At 62.8% G+C, this 20,128-nt stretch carries 18 protein-coding genes; 11 read left to right on the forward strand and 7 right to left on the reverse strand.

The window, feature by feature from the left end; translation table 11 throughout:
- Positions 1–9: 9 nt before the first annotated feature.
- Positions 10–633, reverse strand: a complete 624-nt coding sequence (locus ASD00_RS00385; RefSeq protein WP_025425855.1) for a TetR family transcriptional regulator C-terminal domain-containing protein — start codon at positions 631–633, stop codon at positions 10–12.
- 285 nt (positions 634–918) lie between these two features.
- On the opposite strand from ASD00_RS00385, the gene ASD00_RS00390 reads away from it, so the two are divergent.
- The 8 genes from ASD00_RS00390 (at position 919) to ASD00_RS00425 (ending at position 8,773) form a co-directional block, all read left to right on the forward strand.
- A complete protein-coding gene (locus tag ASD00_RS00390; RefSeq protein WP_025425854.1) occupies positions 919–1,692 on the forward strand; it encodes an ATP-binding cassette domain-containing protein in 774 nt (257 codons plus the stop codon).
- 37 nt (positions 1,693–1,729) lie between these two features.
- Positions 1,730–2,512 carry a transporter substrate-binding domain-containing protein gene (locus ASD00_RS00395; RefSeq protein WP_025425853.1) on the forward strand — a complete coding sequence of 261 codons (783 nt, stop codon included), beginning with the start codon at positions 1,730–1,732 and terminating at the stop codon, positions 2,510–2,512.
- Positions 2,513–2,571: 59 nt separating this feature from the next.
- Positions 2,572–3,297, forward strand: a complete 726-nt coding sequence (locus tag ASD00_RS00400; protein ID WP_025425852.1) for an ABC transporter permease — start codon at positions 2,572–2,574, stop codon at positions 3,295–3,297.
- Positions 3,294–4,118 carry an ABC transporter permease gene (locus ASD00_RS00405; protein ID WP_057204250.1) on the forward strand — a complete coding sequence of 275 codons (825 nt, stop codon included), beginning with the start codon at positions 3,294–3,296 and terminating at the stop codon, positions 4,116–4,118. The genes ASD00_RS00400 and ASD00_RS00405 overlap by 4 nt, the downstream gene beginning before the upstream one ends.
- A gap of 1 nt (position 4,119) precedes the next feature.
- On the forward strand, positions 4,120–5,289 hold the full coding sequence (locus ASD00_RS00410; protein ID WP_025425850.1) for a M20 aminoacylase family protein: 1,170 nt from the start codon (positions 4,120–4,122) through the stop codon (positions 5,287–5,289).
- Positions 5,290–5,615: 326 nt separating this feature from the next.
- Complete coding sequence (locus tag ASD00_RS00415) at positions 5,616–7,019, forward strand: cytochrome ubiquinol oxidase subunit I (protein WP_025425849.1); 1,404 nt, start codon at positions 5,616–5,618, stop codon at positions 7,017–7,019.
- A complete protein-coding gene (gene cydB / locus ASD00_RS00420) occupies positions 7,009–8,013 on the forward strand; it encodes a cytochrome d ubiquinol oxidase subunit II (RefSeq protein ID WP_057204252.1) in 1,005 nt (334 codons plus the stop codon). The genes ASD00_RS00415 and cydB overlap by 11 nt, the downstream gene beginning before the upstream one ends.
- A 442-nt stretch (positions 8,014–8,455) precedes the next feature.
- Complete coding sequence (locus tag ASD00_RS00425; protein ID WP_025425846.1) at positions 8,456–8,773, forward strand: chorismate mutase family protein; 318 nt, start codon at positions 8,456–8,458, stop codon at positions 8,771–8,773.
- Between the two features lie 9 nt (positions 8,774–8,782).
- Here the strand turns inward: ASD00_RS00425 and galE are convergent, their stop codons facing one another.
- From galE to mscL, 3 genes are all read right to left on the reverse strand, one after another.
- Positions 8,783–9,805 carry a UDP-glucose 4-epimerase GalE gene (gene galE / locus ASD00_RS00430; protein ID WP_025425845.1) on the reverse strand — a complete coding sequence of 341 codons (1,023 nt, stop codon included), beginning with the start codon at positions 9,803–9,805 and terminating at the stop codon, positions 8,783–8,785.
- Positions 9,806–10,091: 286 nt separating this feature from the next.
- Positions 10,092–11,258, reverse strand: a complete 1,167-nt coding sequence (locus tag ASD00_RS00435) for a pyridoxal phosphate-dependent aminotransferase (RefSeq protein ID WP_057204254.1) — start codon at positions 11,256–11,258, stop codon at positions 10,092–10,094.
- 257 nt (positions 11,259–11,515) lie between these two features.
- Positions 11,516–11,944: a large conductance mechanosensitive channel protein MscL gene (gene mscL / locus ASD00_RS00440; protein ID WP_025425843.1), complete on the reverse strand. Its 429-nt coding sequence runs from the start codon at positions 11,942–11,944 to the stop codon at positions 11,516–11,518.
- A gap of 271 nt (positions 11,945–12,215) precedes the next feature.
- On the opposite strand from mscL, the gene ASD00_RS00445 reads away from it, so the two are divergent.
- Positions 12,216–15,719, forward strand: coding sequence for a PAS domain-containing hybrid sensor histidine kinase/response regulator (locus ASD00_RS00445; protein WP_025425842.1), 3,504 nt, complete (start codon positions 12,216–12,218; stop codon positions 15,717–15,719).
- A 125-nt stretch (positions 15,720–15,844) separates the two neighbouring features.
- Here ASD00_RS00445 and ASD00_RS00450 read toward each other — a convergent pair whose 3' ends face one another.
- Together ASD00_RS00450 and ASD00_RS00455 are read right to left on the reverse strand one after the other, a co-directional pair.
- Positions 15,845–16,495 (reverse strand): response regulator transcription factor, encoded by a 651-nt coding sequence (locus tag ASD00_RS00450; protein ID WP_025425841.1) that lies wholly within the window; start codon positions 16,493–16,495, stop codon positions 15,845–15,847.
- 75 nt (positions 16,496–16,570) lie between these two features.
- Positions 16,571–16,990 (reverse strand): hypothetical protein, encoded by a 420-nt coding sequence (locus ASD00_RS00455; RefSeq protein WP_025425840.1) that lies wholly within the window; start codon positions 16,988–16,990, stop codon positions 16,571–16,573.
- Positions 16,991–17,112: 122 nt separating this feature from the next.
- Between ASD00_RS00455 and ASD00_RS00460 the strand changes: the two genes are divergently transcribed.
- Positions 17,113–17,460, forward strand: coding sequence for a DUF952 domain-containing protein (locus tag ASD00_RS00460; protein ID WP_025425839.1), 348 nt, complete (start codon positions 17,113–17,115; stop codon positions 17,458–17,460).
- Entirely contained in the window at positions 17,457–18,545 is a 1,089-nt protein-coding gene (locus ASD00_RS00465; protein WP_025425838.1) for a quinone-dependent dihydroorotate dehydrogenase, read from the forward strand. The genes ASD00_RS00460 and ASD00_RS00465 overlap by 4 nt, the downstream gene beginning before the upstream one ends.
- Here the strand turns inward: ASD00_RS00465 and ASD00_RS00470 are convergent.
- Positions 18,521–19,879, reverse strand: a complete 1,359-nt coding sequence (locus ASD00_RS00470) for an MATE family efflux transporter (RefSeq protein WP_025425837.1) — start codon at positions 19,877–19,879, stop codon at positions 18,521–18,523. The two genes, ASD00_RS00465 and ASD00_RS00470, sit on opposite strands and share 25 nt — an antisense overlap.
- Positions 19,880–20,128: the final 249 nt, after the last annotated feature.

A 20,128-nucleotide genomic window follows, 5' to 3' on the forward strand; every position in this document is an offset into this window, starting at 1 on the left:
CTCCCGTTTTCATTGTTTGTCACTGCCAATCGAGGTGCCGAGCAGCGCCTCGACCGAGGCCATGGCGATGGCGACCAGTTCGCCTTCCCGAAACAGATCTCCCGCCAGGCACCCTTCGATCCACAGGCCGTCGACGAGGCCGTTGATCGCGATCGCGTAGGCGCGGCAGGTTTCCGCGTCGGCCGGTTTGTTCTTCACCGCCAAGAAATCGGCAAGCAGGTCCTGCAGCGTGTTGCGAAAGGTCAGGTAGCCGTCCCGGTGGATTTCGGCGAGGATCGGGTCGACGCGGACCTGGCTGATGAAAGCCGCCCAGAGCGAGATGCTGCGGCTGTCGGCGACCGGCTCGGTCAGGTTGATGGCGATGAAGTCCCTCAGCCGCGTTTCCGGGTCGCCTTCGACATGGGCGGCCTTGTCGGTCAGCGACGCGATCACCGCACGGTAGGCCTCGGCGACCATCTGGTCCTTCGATTCGAAATAGTGCCGGACCAGCCCAGCCGTCACCCCGGCGCGGATAGCGATCTGGCGCACTGTCGCACCCTTCAGGCCGAATTCGGCGATGCAATCGAGCGTCGCTTCGATCAGCTCCTGGCGGCGTTCTCCTTCAGGGGCCCGGTGAAACGCGCGACGATTCATGCCGTCATCCGTGCCATCATCCGCGCACGGGGGTCGGCGAACGGGTTCGTCAAATCCTTCGAGCGGAACGGATGCATGGGAGCTCCTTCAGGGAAAATCGGGCACGCGGCGGGCGATAAAAAAACGACGATACGTGTTATTATACGCTTGAACAATAGCGGCACAAGTGCAACCATGCCTGCCAACAAAGACCGTGACAAGCCAAAGATGCTGCACGGAAAGACGACAGGGGAACTGTTTCATGCCTTCACGGAAAGCTCGCAGAGCCATTGGATCGGCGCGTCGATGACGGATGCGGCCCAGGCAATCGCGGTCACTGACCTGCACAAGCGTTTCGGGCCATTGGAAGTGCTGAAGGGAGTTTCGCTCACAGCGAAACAGGGCGACGTCATCGCCATCATCGGCGGCAGCGGCTCCGGCAAGTCCACCTTCCTGCGCTGTATCAACATGCTGGAACTGCCGTCCGCCGGCACTGTCAGCGTACACGGCGAAAAGATCCGGATGAAACCGGACGGCCGCGGCGGACTTGTCCCGGAAGACCGAAAACAGGTCCAGCGCATCCGCAGCCAGCTCGGCATGGTCTTCCAGAGCTTCAATCTCTGGCAACACATGACAATCCTCGAAAACGTCATCGAGGCGCCGATCCATGTGCTCGGCAAACCGAAGGCCGAGGTGATCGCCACCGCCGAATCGCTGCTCAAGCGCGTCGGGCTCTATGAAAAACGCGATGCCTATCCGGCTTTCCTGTCGGGCGGTCAGCAGCAGCGTGCCGCCATCGCCCGCGCGCTCGCCATCCAGCCGCTGGTCATGCTCTTCGACGAACCGACCTCGGCGCTCGATCCTGAACTGGTCGGCGAAGTGCTCTCGGTGATCGGCGATCTCGCTCGCGAGAAGCGCACGATGATCCTCGTCACCCACGAGATGAAGTTCGCGCGCGACGTCGCCAATCACATCATCTTTCTGCACAACGGCGTCATCGAGGAACAGGGCTCGCCTGAGGCCATCTTCGGCGCGCCTAGATCCGAAAGGCTCAAGAAGTTCATCAGCTCCATTCACTGAATTCAACAATGCTCAACAACCAAAAAAGGGGAACAGCATGAAGAAGACATTGAAAGTCCTGGCGGTTGCGGCCGCCATCGCCGTCAGTGGCGGCATCGCCGCTTCGGCGGAAGCATTGAAGGTCGGCGTCGCCGCCGAGCCTTACCCGCCCTTCACTGCGCCGGATGCGAACGGCAACTGGGAAGGCTGGGAAGTCGAGTTCATGAAGGCCGTCTGTGCCGAGGCGAAGCTCGAATGCGTGCTGACCCCCGTCGCCTGGGACGGCATCATCCCGGCGCTGACCTCGAAGAAGATCGACATGATCATGAGTTCGATGTCGATCACCGACGAGCGGCTGAAGACGATCGACTTCTCCGACAAGTACTACAACACACCGACCGGCGTCATCGGCACCAAGGGCGTCGACTTCAAGCCGACGCCTGAAGGCCTTGCTGGCAAGACGATCGGTGTCCAGGTCTCGACCGTGCACCAGGCCTATGCCGCCAAGCATTTCGCCTCGGCCGGCATCGAGGTCAAGGAATACCAGACGCAGGACGAGGCCAACAACGATCTGGCCGCCGGACGCGTGGACGCGGTCCAGGCGGACGCGATCGCGCTCAAGGCCTTCCTTGCGACGGACCAGGGCAAGGAGTGCTGCGACTACAAGGGTGATGTGGCCGAGGACGTGGCCGTGATCGGCCCGGGCGTCGGCGTCGGCCTGCGCAAGGGCGAGACCGAACTCAAGGACAAGCTCAACACCGCGATCAAGGCGATCCGCGACAACGGCACCTACGACACGTTCTCGAAGACGTACTTCGACTTCGACATCTACGGCAAATAAGGCGCAACCGGCCGGCAGCCCTCGGGCTGCCGGCCGGTGCCTTCGGAGGTCGAAGACGCATGGCATCGGATTCTATCGTCAACTGGAGCCTGCTCGCACTGTCCGCACCCGGTTGGGGCGGCGTGCTGCTGCAGGGTTTCTTCAACTCGATCCAGATCGCCGTCGGCGGTTTTGCGCTCGGCATGGCGCTCGGCGTCGGCGGCGCCTTCGGCAAACTCTATGGCGGTCCGATCCTGCGTGACCTGCTCGAATGCTACACCACGGTCGTCAGGGCCGTGCCCGAGCTGGTGCTCATCCTTCTGCTCTACTACGCCGGCACCGATCTGTTGAACCAGTTGCTGGCGCTGTTCGGCATCGGCCCGGTCGACATCAGCGGCCTGATGGCCGGCATCTTCGTCATCGGCGTGGTTCAGGGCGCCTATTCGACCGAGGTGCTTCGCGGCGCGATCAAGGCGGTTCCGGCCGGGCAGATCGAAGCCGCCCGCGCCTATGGCATGTCGCCCCTGAAGGTGCTGCGGCGTGTCACCTTGCCGGCCATGCTGCCCTACGCCATCCCGGGCCTTTCCAATCTGTGGCTGATCGCCACCAAGGACACGGCGCTTCTGGCCGTCGTCGGCTTCAGCGAACTGACGCTCGTCACGCGCCAGGCGGCGGGCACGACCAAGGCCTATCTGTTGTTCTTCCTTGCGGCCGGCGCGCTCTATCTGGCGCTGACGCTCATCTCCAACATCTTCATCGGCATGCTGGAACGACATGCGAGGCGCGGTTTCGCGGAGCAGCGATGACGGATCAAACCACCCACGCCATCGCCTTCACGCCCGAGGACCTGCCGACCGCGCGCAGTTTCTTCCAGCCGCATCGCATCGTGATGATGCTGGTCTTTGCCGCGTTCGTCGTCACCGTCGCCGTCTTCATGCGCTGGGACTGGTTGCCGCGCTACCTGCCGCGTCTCGGCTGGGGCATTCTCATCAGCCTGGTGATGCTGTTCAGCACATCGATCCTCGGCTTCCTGCTCGCCGTACCGATCGGCCTGGCGCAGGTGACCGGCCCGTGGTTCTTCAAGTTGCCGGCAAAGGTGTTCTGCACCGTCATTCGCGGCACGCCGCTGCTCCTCCAGCTTTGGCTTCTCTATTACGGGCTCGGCTCGCTGTTCCCGCAGTTTCCTGCCATCCGCCAATCCTTTCTCTGGCCGTATCTGCGCGAAGCATGGCCCTATGGCGTCGCGGCGCTGACGATATCCTTCGCAGCCTACGAGGGCGAAGTGATGCGCGGCGCTTTTGCAGGCGTTCCCGCCGGCGAACTGGAAGCTGCCAAGGCCTATGGCATGAGCCGCTGGACGATGTTCCGCCGCATCTGGCTGCCGCGCGCCATCCACCGTGCCCTGCCGACGCTCAATGGCGAGGCAGTGCTGCAGCTGAAATCAACGCCGCTGGTGGCGACGATCACCGTCGTTGACGTCTACGCGGTGATTTCGAAGGTCCGCCAGGAAACGTTCCTGACCTACGAGCCGCTGCTGCTGCTCGCGCTCATCTACATGTGCCTCACCGGCATTCTGGTGGTGGCCTTCCGCACGTTCGAGAATCGCATACCAACCCGTGGTGCATGACATGAAGCTTTCCTCCTCCATCGACAACGCCATGCCGGACCTCGTCGCCATCCGGCACGATCTGCATGCCCACCCCGAACTCGGCCTGGAGGAGACGCGCACCTCCGCCTTCATCGCCCGGCACCTCGCCGAACTCGGCTACGAGGTGACGACGGGGCTTGCCAAGACCGGCGTCGTCGGGACGTTGCGCAATGGCAGCGGGTTACGTTCGATCGGCATTCGCGCCGATATCGATGCGCTTCCGATCCTTGAGGAAACCGGCCTCGGCTACGCCAGCAAGACACCGGGGCTGATGCATGCCTGCGGCCACGACGGCCACACGACGATGCTGCTCGGCGCGGCACGCGCCCTTGCCGAACGCCGCAATTTCGATGGCACCATTCACCTGATCTTCCAGCCGGCCGAGGAGAATTTCGGCGGCGCCAAGATCATGATGGACGAAGGGCTGTTTGAAAAATTCCCCTGCGACGCGGTCTTTGCGCTTCACAACGAACCGGGCCTGCCCTTCGGGCAGTTCGCTTTGCGCGAAGGGCCGATCATGGCGGCGGTCGACGAAGCGCGGATCACCGTGCACGGACGCGGCGGCCATGGTGCCGAACCGCAGGACACCGCCGACCCGATCGTCTGCGGCGCTTCGATCATCATGGCGCTGCAGTCGATCGTCTCGCGCAACATTCACCCGATGGATCCGTCCGTCGTCACCGTCGGCGCCTTCCATGCCGGCTCCGCCAGCAACATCATCCCGGAGCGCGCCGAGATCGTCGTCGGCATCCGGTCCTTCGACCCCGCCGTGCGCGACGAGCTGGAGCGCCGTATCCGCATGATCGCAGAGGCGCAAGCCGCAAGCTTCGGCATGCGCGCAACGGTCGACTATCTGCGCAGCTACGACGCGACCATCAACCACAAGGCAGAGACGGATTTTGTCCGCGATCTTGCCGTCCGCTTTGCCGGTGCCGACAAGGTGATCGATCTCGCCCGCCCGTTCATGGGCAGCGAGGACTTCGCCTACATGCTGCAGGAGCGGCCGGGGACTTACTTCTTCCTCGGCTCGAAAGTGAGCGGCGAGGAGAAGCCGCTCCATCATCCCGCCTACAACTTCAACGACGATCTTCTGCCCGTCGGCGCCGCCTTCTGGACGGAGCTTGCGGAAGCCTATCTGCCGACGCGCTGAAAACGGCGACACAACACCAAGCGCCCCCATGTGCTCGTGCCATCGATGACCGGCGCGCCCGCTCCCTTTTGCCGCAAGCGCGACATTGCCGCAGTGTGACAACGTGGCGGCCGGCCCATCATTGACCTTTGGCAATTTTGGCTCAGATTCAATCACATGCTGAAATTCGGGTGCAACCACAGGATTGGCCCGGCCCGAAAGGCACCGCGTAACGCCTTAGGTCGGAAACGATCCGAGGCCGAAAGTGCGCAGCAGACCAGAGAGCTGCAGTGAGCCTTGCGCGTCCAAATGGACACGCGGCGCTGCACGTCTGAAAGGATTGTGCCGTGTTTGAAAATTTCGATGCGACGATACTTGCCCGCATCCAGTTCGCCTTCACCGTCTCGTTCCACATCATCTTCCCCGCCTTTTCGATCGGGCTTGCGAGCTACCTTGCGGTGCTCGAAGCGTTGTGGCTGTGGAAGAAGGACGAGGTCTATCTCGAGCTCTTCAATTTCTGGAAGACGATCTTTGCCGTCGCCTTCGGCATGGGCGTCGTCTCCGGCATCGTCATGTCCTACCAGTTCGGCACCAACTGGAGCGTCTTTTCCGACAAGGCAGGGCCGATCATCGGGCCGCTGATGGGCTACGAGGTGTTGACCGCCTTCTTCCTCGAGGCGGGGTTCCTGGGCGTCATGCTCTTCGGCCTCAACCGCGTCGGCCCGAAACTGCATTTTCTGGCGACTGCCATGGTCGCGATCGGCACGCTGATCTCGGCCACCTGGATCCTTTCGGCAAATTCGTGGATGCAGACGCCGAGGGGCTTCGAGATCAATGCGGTCGGCCAGTTTGTGCCGGTCGATTGGTGGGCTATCGTCTTCAACCCGTCCTTTCCCTATCGCCTGGTGCACATGGTGCTTGCCGCCTATCTGACGACCGCCTTCGTCGTCGGCGCCTGCGGCGCCTGGCACCTCATCCGCAAGACGGCGCCGCGCCGGGCGCGAAAGATGTTCTCGATGGCGATGTGGATGGCGGCGATCGTTGCGCCGATCCAGATCTTTGCCGGCGACATGCACGGCCTCAACACGCTGGAACATCAACCGGCCAAGGTGATGGCGATGGAAGGCCACTACCAGAGCCACCCGGACGGCGCGCCGCTCATCCTCTTCGGCATTCCCAATTCCGCCGAAAAGCGCGTCGACTACGCCATCGACGTGCCGAAGCTGTCGAGCCTCATCCTCAAGCACGATCTCAATGCGCCGCTTGCCGGCCTCGACACCATTCCCGACGAACTGCATCCGCCTGTTGGTATCATCTTCTGGTCGTTCCGCGTCATGGTCGGCCTCGGCTTCGCCATGCTCGGTATCGGGCTGTGGAGCCTGTGGTGTCGGTATCGCGGCACGCTTGACAGCAATGCCTGGCTACACCGTGCAGCAGTCCTCATGGGCCCGGCCGGCTTCGTCGCCGTGCTTGCCGGTTGGATCACCACGGAGGTCGGCCGCCAGCCCTATACGGTCTACGGCCATCTGCTGACGGCAGACTCGGTCGCACCGATTGCGGCCCCTGCCGTCGGCGCTTCGCTGCTGGCCTTCATCATCGTCTACTTCTTCGTTTTCGGCGCAGGCACTTTCTACATCCTGCGGCTGATGGCGCGGCTGCCGCGTGATCCGACGCCGGATCTCGACGAGGGGCCGATCCGCACGGCCGGTGCCGCCCTCGCCAACCCCCATGGAGGTCATCATGGACATTGATCTGCCGCTGATTTGGGCCGGCATCATCGCGTTTGCGGTGCTCGCCTATGTCATCCTCGACGGGTTCGACCTCGGTGTCGGCATCCTTTTCCCGTTCTTTCCGCAAAAGCATGATCGCGACGTGATGATGAACTCGGTCGCACCCGTCTGGGACGGCAACGAGACCTGGCTCGTGCTGGGCGGTGGCGGCCTGATGGCGGTGTTCCCGCTCGCCTACGCCACCATCCTGCCGGCACTTTACGCGCCCATCATCGCCATGGTCATCGGCCTTATCTTCCGTGGCGTTGCCTTCGAATATCGCTGGCGCACCAAGCGGGCCGAGTATCTCTGGAACTGGGCCTTTGCCGGCGGCTCGATGCTCGCCGCATTTGCCCAAGGCATCACGCTGGGGGCGCTGGTTCAGGGCATTCCGGTTGAGAACCGGGCCTATACCGGCGGCTGGTGGGACTGGTTGACGCCATTCTCGATCATGACCGGCATCGCCGTCGTCGTCGGCTATGCACTGCTCGGCGCCACCTGGCTTGTCATGAAGACCCATGGGGATCTGGCGGAGCGGGCTCGCAGCCTTGCCCTCAAATGCTCGTTCGGCACAATCGCCGCCATGGGCATCGTCAGCCTGTGGACGCCCTTCCTCGAACCGCTCTATCTGCAGCGCTGGTTCGGCTGGCCGACGGCAATCTTCAGCATCATCGTGCCACTGCTGGTGCTCGCTTGCCTCTATCTTCTGATAACCGGCATCAGGACCCGTCATGACACCCGGCCGTTCCTTGCCGCGCTGGGGCTGTTCGTGCTCGGCTATGCCGGCATCGGCATCAGCTTCTTTCCCTATATCGTGCCGCCATCGCTGACGATCTGGGATGCGGCGGCACCTGACGCCAGCCTGTCGTTCCTGCTTGCCGGCGCGCTGGTGCTGGTGCCGATCATCCTTGCCTATACCGGCTACGCCTATTGGGTCTTCCGCGGCAAGATCGACCCGGAGGAGGGCTACCATTGAAAAGCGAAACGGGAACCGGTCGCAAGCTTCTGTGGTTTGTCGGCCTCTGGTGTGCGGGCGTGGTGACCGTCACCGTCGTCGGCCTGATAATCAAGCTGATGATCGGCACCTGATCATGATGGTTCGGTGACAGGGCATAAAGCCTCGCTCAAGCTTGGCGGGTTAGCTTTTCCCAACACGTCAGCAGGCGATCGCCGCGGACGGAGACAGGACCGCACCCTCCTCCCTCGCCAAGCGATCGCCTGCTGAGGTGACCACCAACCCGGTGGCACCTGGTGATTACGGTCCCGGTGTCACCTCGTGATCACCGTTCCGCTGACACTGGGACCGTGCGACCCTGTTGCCTCTTCTCAGATCCCCCGCCGTTTGTTAGCAGTGCGCCGCAAGAGCGCCGCGTGCCCCTGCGGGCGCAAGGCATCCCTGCCGCAACCGGACGAGACAGATGCAAAAGACCCCAGCCGAATGCACTGATATGGCCGATGTGCGCGCCGAGATCGATCGGCTCGATCAGGCGCTGATGGCGCTTTTCGCCGAGCGCTGGGGCTATATCGACCGCGCCGCAGAGATCAAGCGACCGCTGAAGCTGAAGGCCGATATCCCGGCGCGGGTCATGGAAGTGCGCGAGAATGCCCGCAAGAATGCCGAGAGCCAGAACCTGGACCCGGATTTCTACGAGGAGATCTGGGCACGGCTGATCAACCACGCGATCGCGCATGAACAAAAGATACTGGGCGAAACGAGCGACGATCAAACGCCCTGATCGAGGGCCTCAGACCAATCGCATCTGCGGGCGTGGCAGGTCGTAGCTGTTCTTGCGTGAAAGATGCTCTTCCCAGGCGAAGGCGCTCTCTACGATCTGGTCAAGACTTGCATGGGCCGGCACCCATCCAAGCTTCAGCCGTGCGAGCGCGGGATCGGCAACGATGCGAGCGATATCGCCCGGTCGCCGCGGCCCATGCTTAACCGCAATGTCACGGCCAGAGATGCGCCTGATGGTGTCGATGACCTGCAACACCGAAAAACCCTCGCCGTAGCCGCAATTGCTGATCAACGGCTCGCCACCGGCCCTGAGATAGGCAAGCGCACGCATGTGGGCTTCGACGAGGTCGGCCACGTGGATGTAATCGCGGATGCCGGTGCCGTCGGGCGTGGAATAATCCGTGCCGTAGATATCGACCTTCGGCCGCTTGCCGAGCGCGGCTTCACAGGCGACCTTGATCAGATGGGTTGCGCCGGTCGTCGACTGACCTGTCCTACCCAGGGGATCGGCGCCGGCGACGTTGAAATAGCGCAGCGCCACATAGCTGAAATCGTGGGCTGCAGCGGCATCCCGCAGGATCAATTCGGCCATCAGCTTCGATAGCCCATAGGGGCTTTCGGGGTGGAGGGCTGTCGTCTCGCGCACGGGTTCCGCGCCGTCCTGGCTGCCATAGACGGCCGCCGTCGACGAGAAAACGAAACCGCCGATCCCCGCTTTCACGCCGGCCTCTATCAGCGTACGCGTGTTGCCGGTGTTGTTTTCGTAATAGGCAAGCGGGTTGGCAACCGATTCAGGAACGATCGCCGAACCGGCGAAATGCACGACCGCATCGATGCTGTTCTCGTCGAAGATGCGTGCCAGCAATACCTTGTCGCCGACATCGCCACGGTAGAAACGCGCCTCTGATGGCACGGCCCAGCGGAAACCGGTCGACAGTCGATCGAGCACGACCACATCCTCGTGGGCGTCGAGCAACGCCCACGTCATGTGGCTGCCGATATAGCCGGCACCGCCCGTTACCAACACAGCCATTTACTGCTTCCCGTTCCCTGGAACATAGGAGACAGCAAAACCCACAGATGCTTTCGGAATAGGTAAGGGCCGCACGTCTGCGCGGCCGCGGGACCACAATTCCTTGGTGTAGAGTTAAGAAATAGTCACGCCGAAAGGTCGGCGGGGCACTTACAGCGCCGCGCGTCAAATCTGACGCGCTAAGGACGCTGTAACATTCTAAACTTGCTGCATAATTTTTGCCTTAAATCTATCCTGATTTAAGGAATTATGCAGGAGCGCACGCCGACCTAAGCGATGGCGACCGTTACCGACCGAGAATGTAATTTTGCAGGCGGTGTGCCGCTTCCGCGACCTGCGCCGGATCACGCAGGAAGCAGGCGCGCATGAACAAGGAGCCGCCATCGCCGAATGCGGTTCCCGGCGCAAGGCCAACGCCTGTCTTGTCGACGATGTCGATCGCCGCAGCGCGCGAATCCGTGACGCCGTCGATCTTGAGGAACGTATAGATCGCACCGTCCGGCTTCAGCGTTTCGACCCGATTGGTGGCGATCAGCGCGTCGCACAAGAGGTCACGGCTCTGTGCGGCCTTGGCAATGTTGGCGTCGACGAAAGCATCGCCCTCTTCCAACGCCACGACGGCGCCGCGCTGCATGAACTGCGCCACGCCTGAGGTTGCATATTGCACCAGGTTTTCAAGCACCTGGCCGATTGCCGGCGGGGCGACGATCCAGCCGACGCGCCAACCGGTCATCGACCAGTTCTTGGAGAAGGAGTTGACGAAGATGATGCGCTCGTCGTCGTCCATCACATCAAGGAAAGAAGGCGCCCGGCCGCCTGCGTAGTGATAAAGCGCATAGATCTCGTCGGCGACGATCCAGAGGCCGTGCTTGCGCGCCAGCGCCAGAATGGCGCGAAGATCGTCATGGCTGGCGGTCCAGCCGGTCGGGTTGGACGGCGTGTTGATGAAGAGAGCCTTGGTCTTCGGACCGATTGCCGCTTCGAGCCGCTCGTGATCGAGCTGCCACGTGCCGTTTTCGAAGCGGAGCTCAACGGAGACGGGCTTGACGCCCGACAGCTCGGCAGCCGCGGCAAAATTCGGCCAAGCCGGGGTCAAAAGCACCATCTCGTCGCCCGGCGAGGTGATCGCCTCGATCGAAAGCTTGATTGCCTGCATGCCGGAGCCGGTGACATAGAAATGCTCCGGTGAAAGGGTCTTCTTGAACCGGCGCTGGTAATAGCGCGACAGCGCTTCGCGCAGTGGCGGGATGCCGCGCTGCCAGGTGTAGAAGGTTTCTCCGGCGAGCAACGCTTCGCTGGCGGCCTCGGAAATGAAGGTCGGGGTCGAAAGATCGCCTTCGCCGACCCAGAGCGGGATCAGACCGTCGCGCCCACGGGCATAGTTCACGACCTCGACGATGCCGCTTTCCGGCGCCGAGAGTGCACGGGGACTGAGGGTGGTGATGATGGTCATCGACGGGCTCCTGGATCACGTTTTTGATTTGGTCGGGTTGGCTCGACCCAAATCAAAAACGTGATCGATTTTCATGAGTTAGAGCGGGATGCGGGCGGAAAACCGCCCACACTTTTCCTGATCCCGCTCCGGATCGCCCGTCGCTTCTAGCCGCTTTCGCAGCGGCGATCACGCGACTTTATCTGACCGGTTTATTGATTTCTGTGATGTTTCGCGGGCTTCGGTCGACGACGCCGGAGCCCGCGGGAAGAGGAAACTCAGGCGCGCTGCTTCAAGAGATCGCGGATTTCCGAAAGCAGCCGGACATCTTCCGGCGGCGGAGCGGCCGGCTCGGATTCCTTCTGCTTTTCGACCGATGCACGCACGCGGTTTACCGCTTTGATCATCAGGAAGATGATCCAAGCGAGGATCAGAAAGTTGATGAGGACAGTGATGAAGTTGCCATAGGCGAAGACGGCGCCCTGTTCACGGGCAGCGGCAAGAGACGTCGCCGTCACGTTGGCCGAGAGCGGCAGGAAGTAGTTGGAGAAGTCGAAACCGCCACCGGTGAGCGCACCGACAACGGGCATCACCAGGTCTTCGACGATCGACGTGACGATCTTGCTGAAAGCGGCGCCGATGATCACACCCACCGCGAGATCCATCACGTTCCCGCGGGCAACAAACTCTTTGAACTCATTCAGCATACGTCTCTCCGTATTATCCCCGTTGAAAGCGACCGCTGGCGCTGTCCCGCGCTGCAACCGTTTACGGAAACTAAACCAAAGCGGGCAGGGGGGAAACCATTCTTTGCCTTTGATCAAATCGTATGCAAGCGAGTTGCCCGATTGCGATCGCCCGCTGACGACACCGGCGGGCCGCGCGCTTTCTTCAACGCCGCCTTGAACTTAAGACTGATGCCGAGGCAATTCTCAACCTCTTGCAGTTGGCCTATGCTTGCCCCCGGAGGAATGAGGCATGCTCTCGGGTTCGGTCATCTTCGCCTCGGCCTTCGCCTATCTGCTGCTGCTTTTCGCAGTCGCAAGCTACGGCGACCGGCGGGCCAGGAAAAAAAGCACTGCGGTCAACGGCAGGCCGCTGGTCTATGCGCTGAGCCTTGCGATCTATTGCACGTCCTGGACCTATTTCGGCGGCATCGGCCTTGCGGCCGAGCGTGGCCTCGAGTTCACCGGCATCTATATCGGCCCGATCCTGATGTTCACGCTTGGCATGCCGCTGATCCGCAAGATCATCCGGCTTGCCAAGACCGAGAAGCTGACATCGGTCGCCGACTTCATCGCCGCCCGCCATGGCAAGAACCCGGCGGTGGCGGCGATCGTTGCGCTGATTTCGCTGGTGGGCGCCGTGCCCTATATTGCGCTGCAGCTGAAGGCGATCTCGAGCTCGGTCGCGGCGATGATCAACACCAGCGACTATGGCATCGGCGCCGGGCAAAGCTTCATCGACCTGCCGCTCCTCGTCACCCTGTTCCTCGCCTGCTTCGCCATCGTCTTCGGCACCCGCCATACGGATGCAACCGAACACCAGGACGGCCTGATCCTCGCGATCGCGATGGAATCGGTGGTCAAGCTGGTGGCGCTGATCACCGCCGGCCTCTACATCGTATTCGTGATTTTCGACGGGCCGACGCATCTGTGGACCCTCGCCCAGCAAAGCCCGGCGGTCGAAAAGGCGCTCTCCTACGAAACGCCGATCGCGCGCTGGATCCTGCTGATCGTCACCTCGGCCTTTGCGATCATCATGCTGCCGCGGCAGTTTCATGTCACTGTCGTCGAGAACCGCACCGAAGGCGAGTTGCGCACCGCCGGCATTCTCTTTCCGCTCTACCTCGTCGCCATCAACCTTTTCGTTCTGCCGATCGCCATTGCCGGCATCCTGACCTTCTCGGGATCCGGCGACGCCGACCTCTACCTGCTGACGCTGCCGCTCGCCAACGGCCTGCCGCTATTGACGCTGATTACCTTCATCGGCGGTTTTTCGGCAGCGACGGCCATGGTCATCGTTGCCTCCGTGGCGCTGTCGATCATGATTTCCAACGACATCGTCATGCCAGTCTTCCTGCGCCGCAATCTCGGCCAGCGCGGCGGGCTGCAGGAAAATCTCGCGGGCACACTGCTCAATATTCGCCGCACGGCGATCTTCGTCGTGCTTTTGCTCGGCTATGCCTATTACCGTTCGGCCGATATCAGCGCCGGCCTCGCCTCGCTCGGGCTTCTCTCCTTCGTTGCCATTTCGCAGATGGCACCTTCTCTGCTCGGCGGCCTGGTCTGGCGTCAGGCCAATGCCCGCGGCGCCATCTGCGGCATGGTCTCGGGCTTCTTCGTCTGGGCCTATCTCCTGTTCCTGCCGAGCCTCGGCGGACCGGATAATTCGCATGTCGCAACGACGGTCCTCAGTTTCCTGCTACCCTTCACCGAGGTCTTTTCCGGCACTGACGCCGATCCTCTGGTCAACGCCACCGCGCTCAGCCTGCTCGTCAATCTGACCATGTACGTGCTCGCCTCGCTGACCCGGGCACCCAAGCCGCTCGAACGTTTTCAGGCGGGGGTCTTCATCACCCGGCGCTCGCGCAGCGAGAGGGCGTTTCGCGGCCGAAAGACCAAGATCACCGTCCGCGACCTCAAGGCGACGATCGCCCGCTATATGGGCGACGAGCGCATGCAGCGTTCGTTCCATACCTATGAGCGCCAGTCCGGCCGCTGGCTCGACGACAATGCGCCCGCCGACATGGCGCTGGTGCATTTTTCCGAGCAGCTGCTCGGCAGCGCCATCGGCTCGTCCTCGGCCCGCCTCGTGTTTTCGCTGGTGTTGCAACGGGTCGACGACACCTCGTCGGATACGGCCTGGCTGCTGGACCAGGCAAGCGAAGCGCTGCAGTACAATCAGGACATGCTGCAGACCGCGCTTTCGCAGATGGACCAGGGCATCGCCGTCTTCGACAACGCCAACAACTTGATCATCTGGAACCGGCGTTTCCGCCAGCTGCTCGACCTGCCGGAAGCCGCCGGCCAGGTGGGTTTCCCGCTTGCCGACATCGTCGCGATCCTCACCAAGCGGGGCGATATCCGCAAGGAGGACGAGAAGCGGCTGATCGCCAACTTCCTGACGCTCGACAAGCCATTCCTGATGGAGCTTGGAAACGGCCAGCAGATCATTGAAGTGCGCACCAACGCAATGCCCGACAAGGGTATCGTCACGACCTACACCGACATCACCCAGCGGGTCGCCGCCGACATGGCGCTGAAGCAGGCAAACGAGACGCTCGAGCTTCGGGTGGCCGAGCGCACCGGCGAACTGACCCGGGTGAACCACGAACTCGCCGAGGCTCGCGCCGCCGCCGAAGAGGCCAATATCGGCAAGACGCGCTTCTTTGCCGCCGCCGGCCACGACATCCTGCAGCCGCTCAACGCCGCCCGGCTCTACTCCTCCTCGCTGGTCGAACGCCTCGGGGAATCGGACAACAGCACGCTGGTGGAAAACATCGATTCCTCGCTGGAATCGGTAGAAGCCATTCTTGGTGCCGTTCTTGACATATCCCGCTTGGACACCGGCGCGATGAAGGCGCGCCTGCAGTCGGTCCCGCTCAACGACCTCTTGCGCCGGGTCGAGACGGATTTCGCGCCGATGGCACGGGCGAAAGACCTCGAGCTGGTGGTGATGCCGACGTCGCTGGTGGTGCGCACGGATCCGAACCTGCTCCGGCGCGTCGTGCAGAACCTGGTCTCGAACGCCGTCAAATACACGCTCCGAGGCAAGGTGCTCGTCGGCGTGCGCCGGCGCGGCAAGATGGCGACGATCGAAGTGCTGGATTCCGGCATCGGCATCCCGTCATCGAAGTTCCGCACCGTCTTCAAGGAGTTTGCGCGCCTCGACGAGGGCGCCCGCACCGCATCCGGGCTCGGCCTCGGGCTTTCGATCGTCGACCGGATTTCGCGGGTGCTTAACCATCCCGTCAGCCTGCAGTCCAAGCCCGGCAAGGGCACCGGTTTCAAGGTCACGGTGCCGCTCGATCCAACGGCGGGAGAACGGGTCGCCGTCCCGCCCGTGCCGACGACCAAGGCCAGCGAGGCGCTCAACGGCCTGCGCGTGCTCTGCATCGACAACGAGCCGCGCATCATCGAAGGCATGCGGGTGCTGCTATCGGGCTGGGGCTGCGTCGTCACGACGGCGGAATCGCTTAACGCCTGCACCGAGATGTCGACGTCCACGCAGGAGCGTCCGCACGCCATCATCGCCGACTACCATCTCGACGACGGCACCGGCATCGAGGCGATCGCGCGCATCCGGGCGCTGTTCGGCGACAACATACCGGCTTTGCTCGTCACCGCCGACCGGTCGCCGGAAGTGCGCGGCGCGGCGGAGCGCGACGGCGTCGGCCTGCAGAACAAGCCGGTGCGGCCAGCCGCCATGCGGGCATGGCTGACCCAGCTCTCGACGGCGGCAAAGACGGCTGCGGAATAGTCGCTAATGCGGTGTCGCGCATAAAGCGCGCTGCGTTCTTTTAGGAACGCTTTTCGAACTCAAAGCGCTGGTTCCGTCGCATGTCGCGATCGCAAAACCGGGTGCCCACTTTTGCGCGGGATGCTCTAGGCCGCCGCCACAGTACCGATCTTCGAAAGCTGGATGACGGCCTGCGTGCGGCTGTCGACGTTGAGCTTCAACAGGATCGCCGAGACATGCGCCTTGATGGTCGCCTCGGAAACCCCGAGCTCATAGGCGATCTGTTTGTTGAGCAGGCCCTCGCCGAGCATGCTCAGAACGCGCGATTGCTGCGGCGTCAAGGTTTGCAGCCGCTGCAGGAGATCGGCGACCTCCGGCTCGTATTCCTGCCCCTGCTCGTAGCCGGCCGGCACGAAGACTTCGCCGGCCATGACTTTCTCGATGCCATCGCGGATTTCCTCGATCCCCGCCGATTTCGACAGGAAGCCGGAGGCGCCGAGATCGAGCGCCCGGTGGATCGTCGCCGGGTCGTCATGTGCGGAAACCACCATGACCGGCAGGCTTGGAAATTCGGCGCGAAGGGCGATCAGGCCCGACAGGCCGCTGACGCCGGGCATGGTGAGGTCGAGCAGCATCAGGTCTGCGTCGGGACAATCGGCGGCGGCCTTGCGCGCGGCAGCGAAGTCGCCGGCTTCGACGATGGCAGGCGCGCCGGCCATGCCGCTCAATGCCTGCCGCATGGCGCCGCGAAAGAGCGGGTGGTCGTCTGCGATGATGATGGTCATGTCCGGCGTCATGTCGCTCCCTCCCAAGAGCTTCGGCTGCAGCCCGCGTCCCCACGCCGGTTGTAGCCGCACAGTCCGTCCGACCCGTCAGGTCTTCTGCGGCGACGTTCCGTCGCTGCTGCCTTCAAGATCCTTCACGATATCCATGAACTTGCGCATCATTCTTTCCATGATGCCCATTGTCCGGTCAATCTCTTCGTCGGTCGGAAGGTCCGGTTTTGCGACGGCCCCACCGGATTTAGCGGCCTTTTCCAACGCTTCCACCCGCTTGGTAAGGAGATCGATCTCCAATTCGAAAGCCGTGCGCTCATCGGCAGCCATGCGGCAAACGAGCTGACCGTCTTTCTCCTGGCAGAGCGAGACCTCGCCGGTCTGGGTGTCGAGCCGGGCAATGCCGGTGTCCGACTTCTGCATGGCGTAGCGACCGGGCGCCGGTTCCTGGGCGCGTGCGCCTGCGGCAAGGCCGAGGCTGCCGCCTATAAGCATGACTGCAATTGCTCTTCTCATGATTTCCTCTCCGTTGCGGACATACGGGCGGAAATCCGCCGGTGAAAGATCTTCAGCAATGGACAATCGCCGATATTTGCGGCAAGGCCACGACAGGATATCACGACGGACAAGCGGGCATCATGAGCTCAATCATATACAAGATCGTTCCGGCCGCACTATGGCAGGAAGCCAAACGCACCGGCCGTTTTGATGGCGCGCCCATCGACCTCGCGGACGGCTTCATCCACTTTTCGACCGGCGAGCAGGCGATCGAAACCGCCGCCCGCCACTTCGAAGGGCAGGAAGGCCTGCTGCTGGTGGCGATCGATGGCGATGCGCTCGGCGAAGAGCTGGTCTATGAGCCGTCACGCGGCGGTGCCCTTTTCCCGCATCTCTACGCACCGCTGTTCCTTTCGGCCGTCCTGTGGGAAAAGCCGCTGCCGCTCGGCGCCGATGGCCTTCACGTCTTCCCGGAACTCGAGGCATGACCAATCCCTTTGCCAATCTTGCCCGCCGCGGCCTTTTCCTCTTCGATCCGGAGGCAGCCCACGGACTGTCGATCAAGGCACTGAAGACCGGCCTCGTGCCGAGCTGTCCGTCCAGACAGGACAAGCGGCTTGCCCAGACCGTTGCCGGTATTGCCTTCCCCAATCCGCTCGGCATGGCAGCTGGATACGACAAGAATGCCGAGGTGCCGGAAGCGCTTTTGAAGATCGGCTTCGGCTTTACCGAAATCGGAACGGTGACGCCGCGTCCGCAATCGGGCAACGACAAGCCGCGCATCTTCCGCCTGGTGGAAGACGAAGCGGTGATCAATCGCCTCGGCTTCAACAATGAGGGCCACGGCGCAGCCCTGGCCCGCCTCAAGGCCTGCTCGCGCGACGCGCTGATCGGCGTCAATATCGGCGCCAACAAGGACAGTGCCGATCGCATCGGCGACTATGTCAGCGGCATCCACACCTTCTACTCCGTCGCCAGATATTTCACCGCCAACATCTCCTCGCCGAACACGCCCGGTCTTCGCGACCTGCAGGCGCGCGAAAGTTTGGCGACGCTGCTTTCGGCCGTGCTTGCCGCGCGCGACGAGGAAGCCTCGCGCAGCAACAGGCGCGTGCCGGTCTTCCTCAAGATCGCTCCCGATCTGACCGAGGAAGGCCTGGATGACATCGCGGCCGAAGTGCTCGCCCAAGATCTCGACGGGCTGATCGTCTCGAACACGACGCTTTCGCGCGATGGCCTCAAAGACCAGGCCCAGGCGAAGGAAGCCGGCGGCCTTTCCGGCAAGCCGCTGTTCGAGAAATCGACGGCCGTTCTTGCCCGGATGCGCAAGCGCGTCGGCCCGGCCCTGCCGATCATCGGTGTCGGCGGCGTCAGTTCGGCCGAAACGGCTGCAGAGAAGATCCGCGCCGGCGCCGACCTGGTCCAGCTCTATTCCTGCATGGTCTATGAAGGTCCGGCGCTGCCCGGCCGGATCGTGCGCGGGCTTTCCGAGCTCTGCGATCGCCAGGGCCTGACATCGATCCGCGACCTTCGTGACAGCCGCCTCGACTACTGGACCGAACGAAAGGTCTGACCGGCCTTTGCCGGAATTCTGGCGAGCAGGAACAGGCCACGCATCAGCAGGAACAGGTTGAGCCCCGCCCATAGGCCGTGATTGCCGAAGGCGGGGACAAGGATCCCCAGGGCGGCTATGTATCCGACCAGGGCTGCCAGCATCATGTTGCGCATGTCGCGCGACCAGGTAGCGCCGATGAAGACCCCATCCATCAGGAAGGCGAGCGCGCCGGTCATCGCCGTCAGGGCCGCCCAGGGCAGATATTCGTAAGCGACCATGCGAACGTCTTGCGCCGTGGTCAAGAGATCGACCATCCCGCGGCCGAAAAGCAGGAGCGCCATCGTCGTCAAGGCGGCGAGACCGAGCGACCATGCCATCGTCAGCTTCAGTGCCCGATCGAAAGCCGGACGGTAATGGGCACCGATCGAACGGCCGATCAGTTGCTCGGCCGCATTGGCAAGCCCGTCGAGATAATAGCCGGCAACGAGAAAAATGGTCATCAGCACCGCGTTCGCCGCCAGCGTCACCGGGCCGAAAGCTGTGCCGATCCGCGTTATCAGCGCGAAGGCCGCGACGAGAACGAAGGACCGGATCATGATGTCGCGGTTGAGCCCGAACAGCGGCCGGAGCCGTTCGCGGTCGAAGATCATCGCCCAGCTCGGCGCGTCCGTCCTGTCAAAGCGGCCATAGACGATGGCAAAGCCGACCAGAGCGCCGATGACCTCGCCGGTCACGGTTGCGATCGCGACACCGGCGACACCCCAGCCCAGGATCAATCCGAGTAGGATCGACAGCACAATGTTGACCCCGTTGATCAAAGCCTGCAGCAACAGCCCGGTCGTGCCCTGGCCGCGCCCGAGCACAAAGCCGAGGATAGCATAATTGGCAAGTGCCGCCGGGGACGAGAGGATGCGACAGAGGAAATAGGTGCGCGTAACAGCTTCCACTTCTGCCGGTGGGTCCATCAGCCAGAGACCACCGGCGAGCAAAAGCGGCGACAGGGCGACAACCGTAACACCGGCCGCAAGCGCGATCACCAGCGAGCGCCAGAACACGGCCTGCTGTTCGCGCCGGTCACCCCGACCATAGGCCTGCGCGACAAGGCCCGTCGTGGCGGCGCGCAGGAAATTGAAGGTGGTGAAGATCAGGTCGAAGATTATCGCCCCGACAGCAAGTCCGGCCAGCAGCGTCGCCTGGCCCATGCGGCCGACCACCGCGGTATCGACGAGGCCGAGCAACGGCGTGGTCAGAAAGCCCAGCGTCATCGGCAGCGCAATCGCCAGGATCAGCCGGTGGGTGACCTCAAAGGGGCCGGCGGTTTCGGTCTGCGCGGCGGGAGAAATGGCGGTCATCGAACGGTCCAGGGGAATGAGTGCGTGACGACCGTTTTAGGGAAAGATCATAGGCGGGCGCAAGAGACTGCGGTTGGTGACAGCAGTCGATACCTCAGCGCCACGATGGCCCCTCACCCTAACTCTCTCTCCGCTTGCGGGGAGAGAGGACGCACACGGGCGACAGATGCCGAATGCCTCGTAGGTTTGCAGGCAAGATTGGAGCTGCCGGCAAGCCCGCGGGAAAACGCAACGTCCCGATGGAAGGCA

Origin of the sequence: Ensifer sp. Root31 (genome assembly GCF_001424825.1) — a bacterium.
Taxonomy (GTDB): Bacteria; Pseudomonadota; Alphaproteobacteria; order Rhizobiales; family Rhizobiaceae; genus Ensifer; species Ensifer canadensis.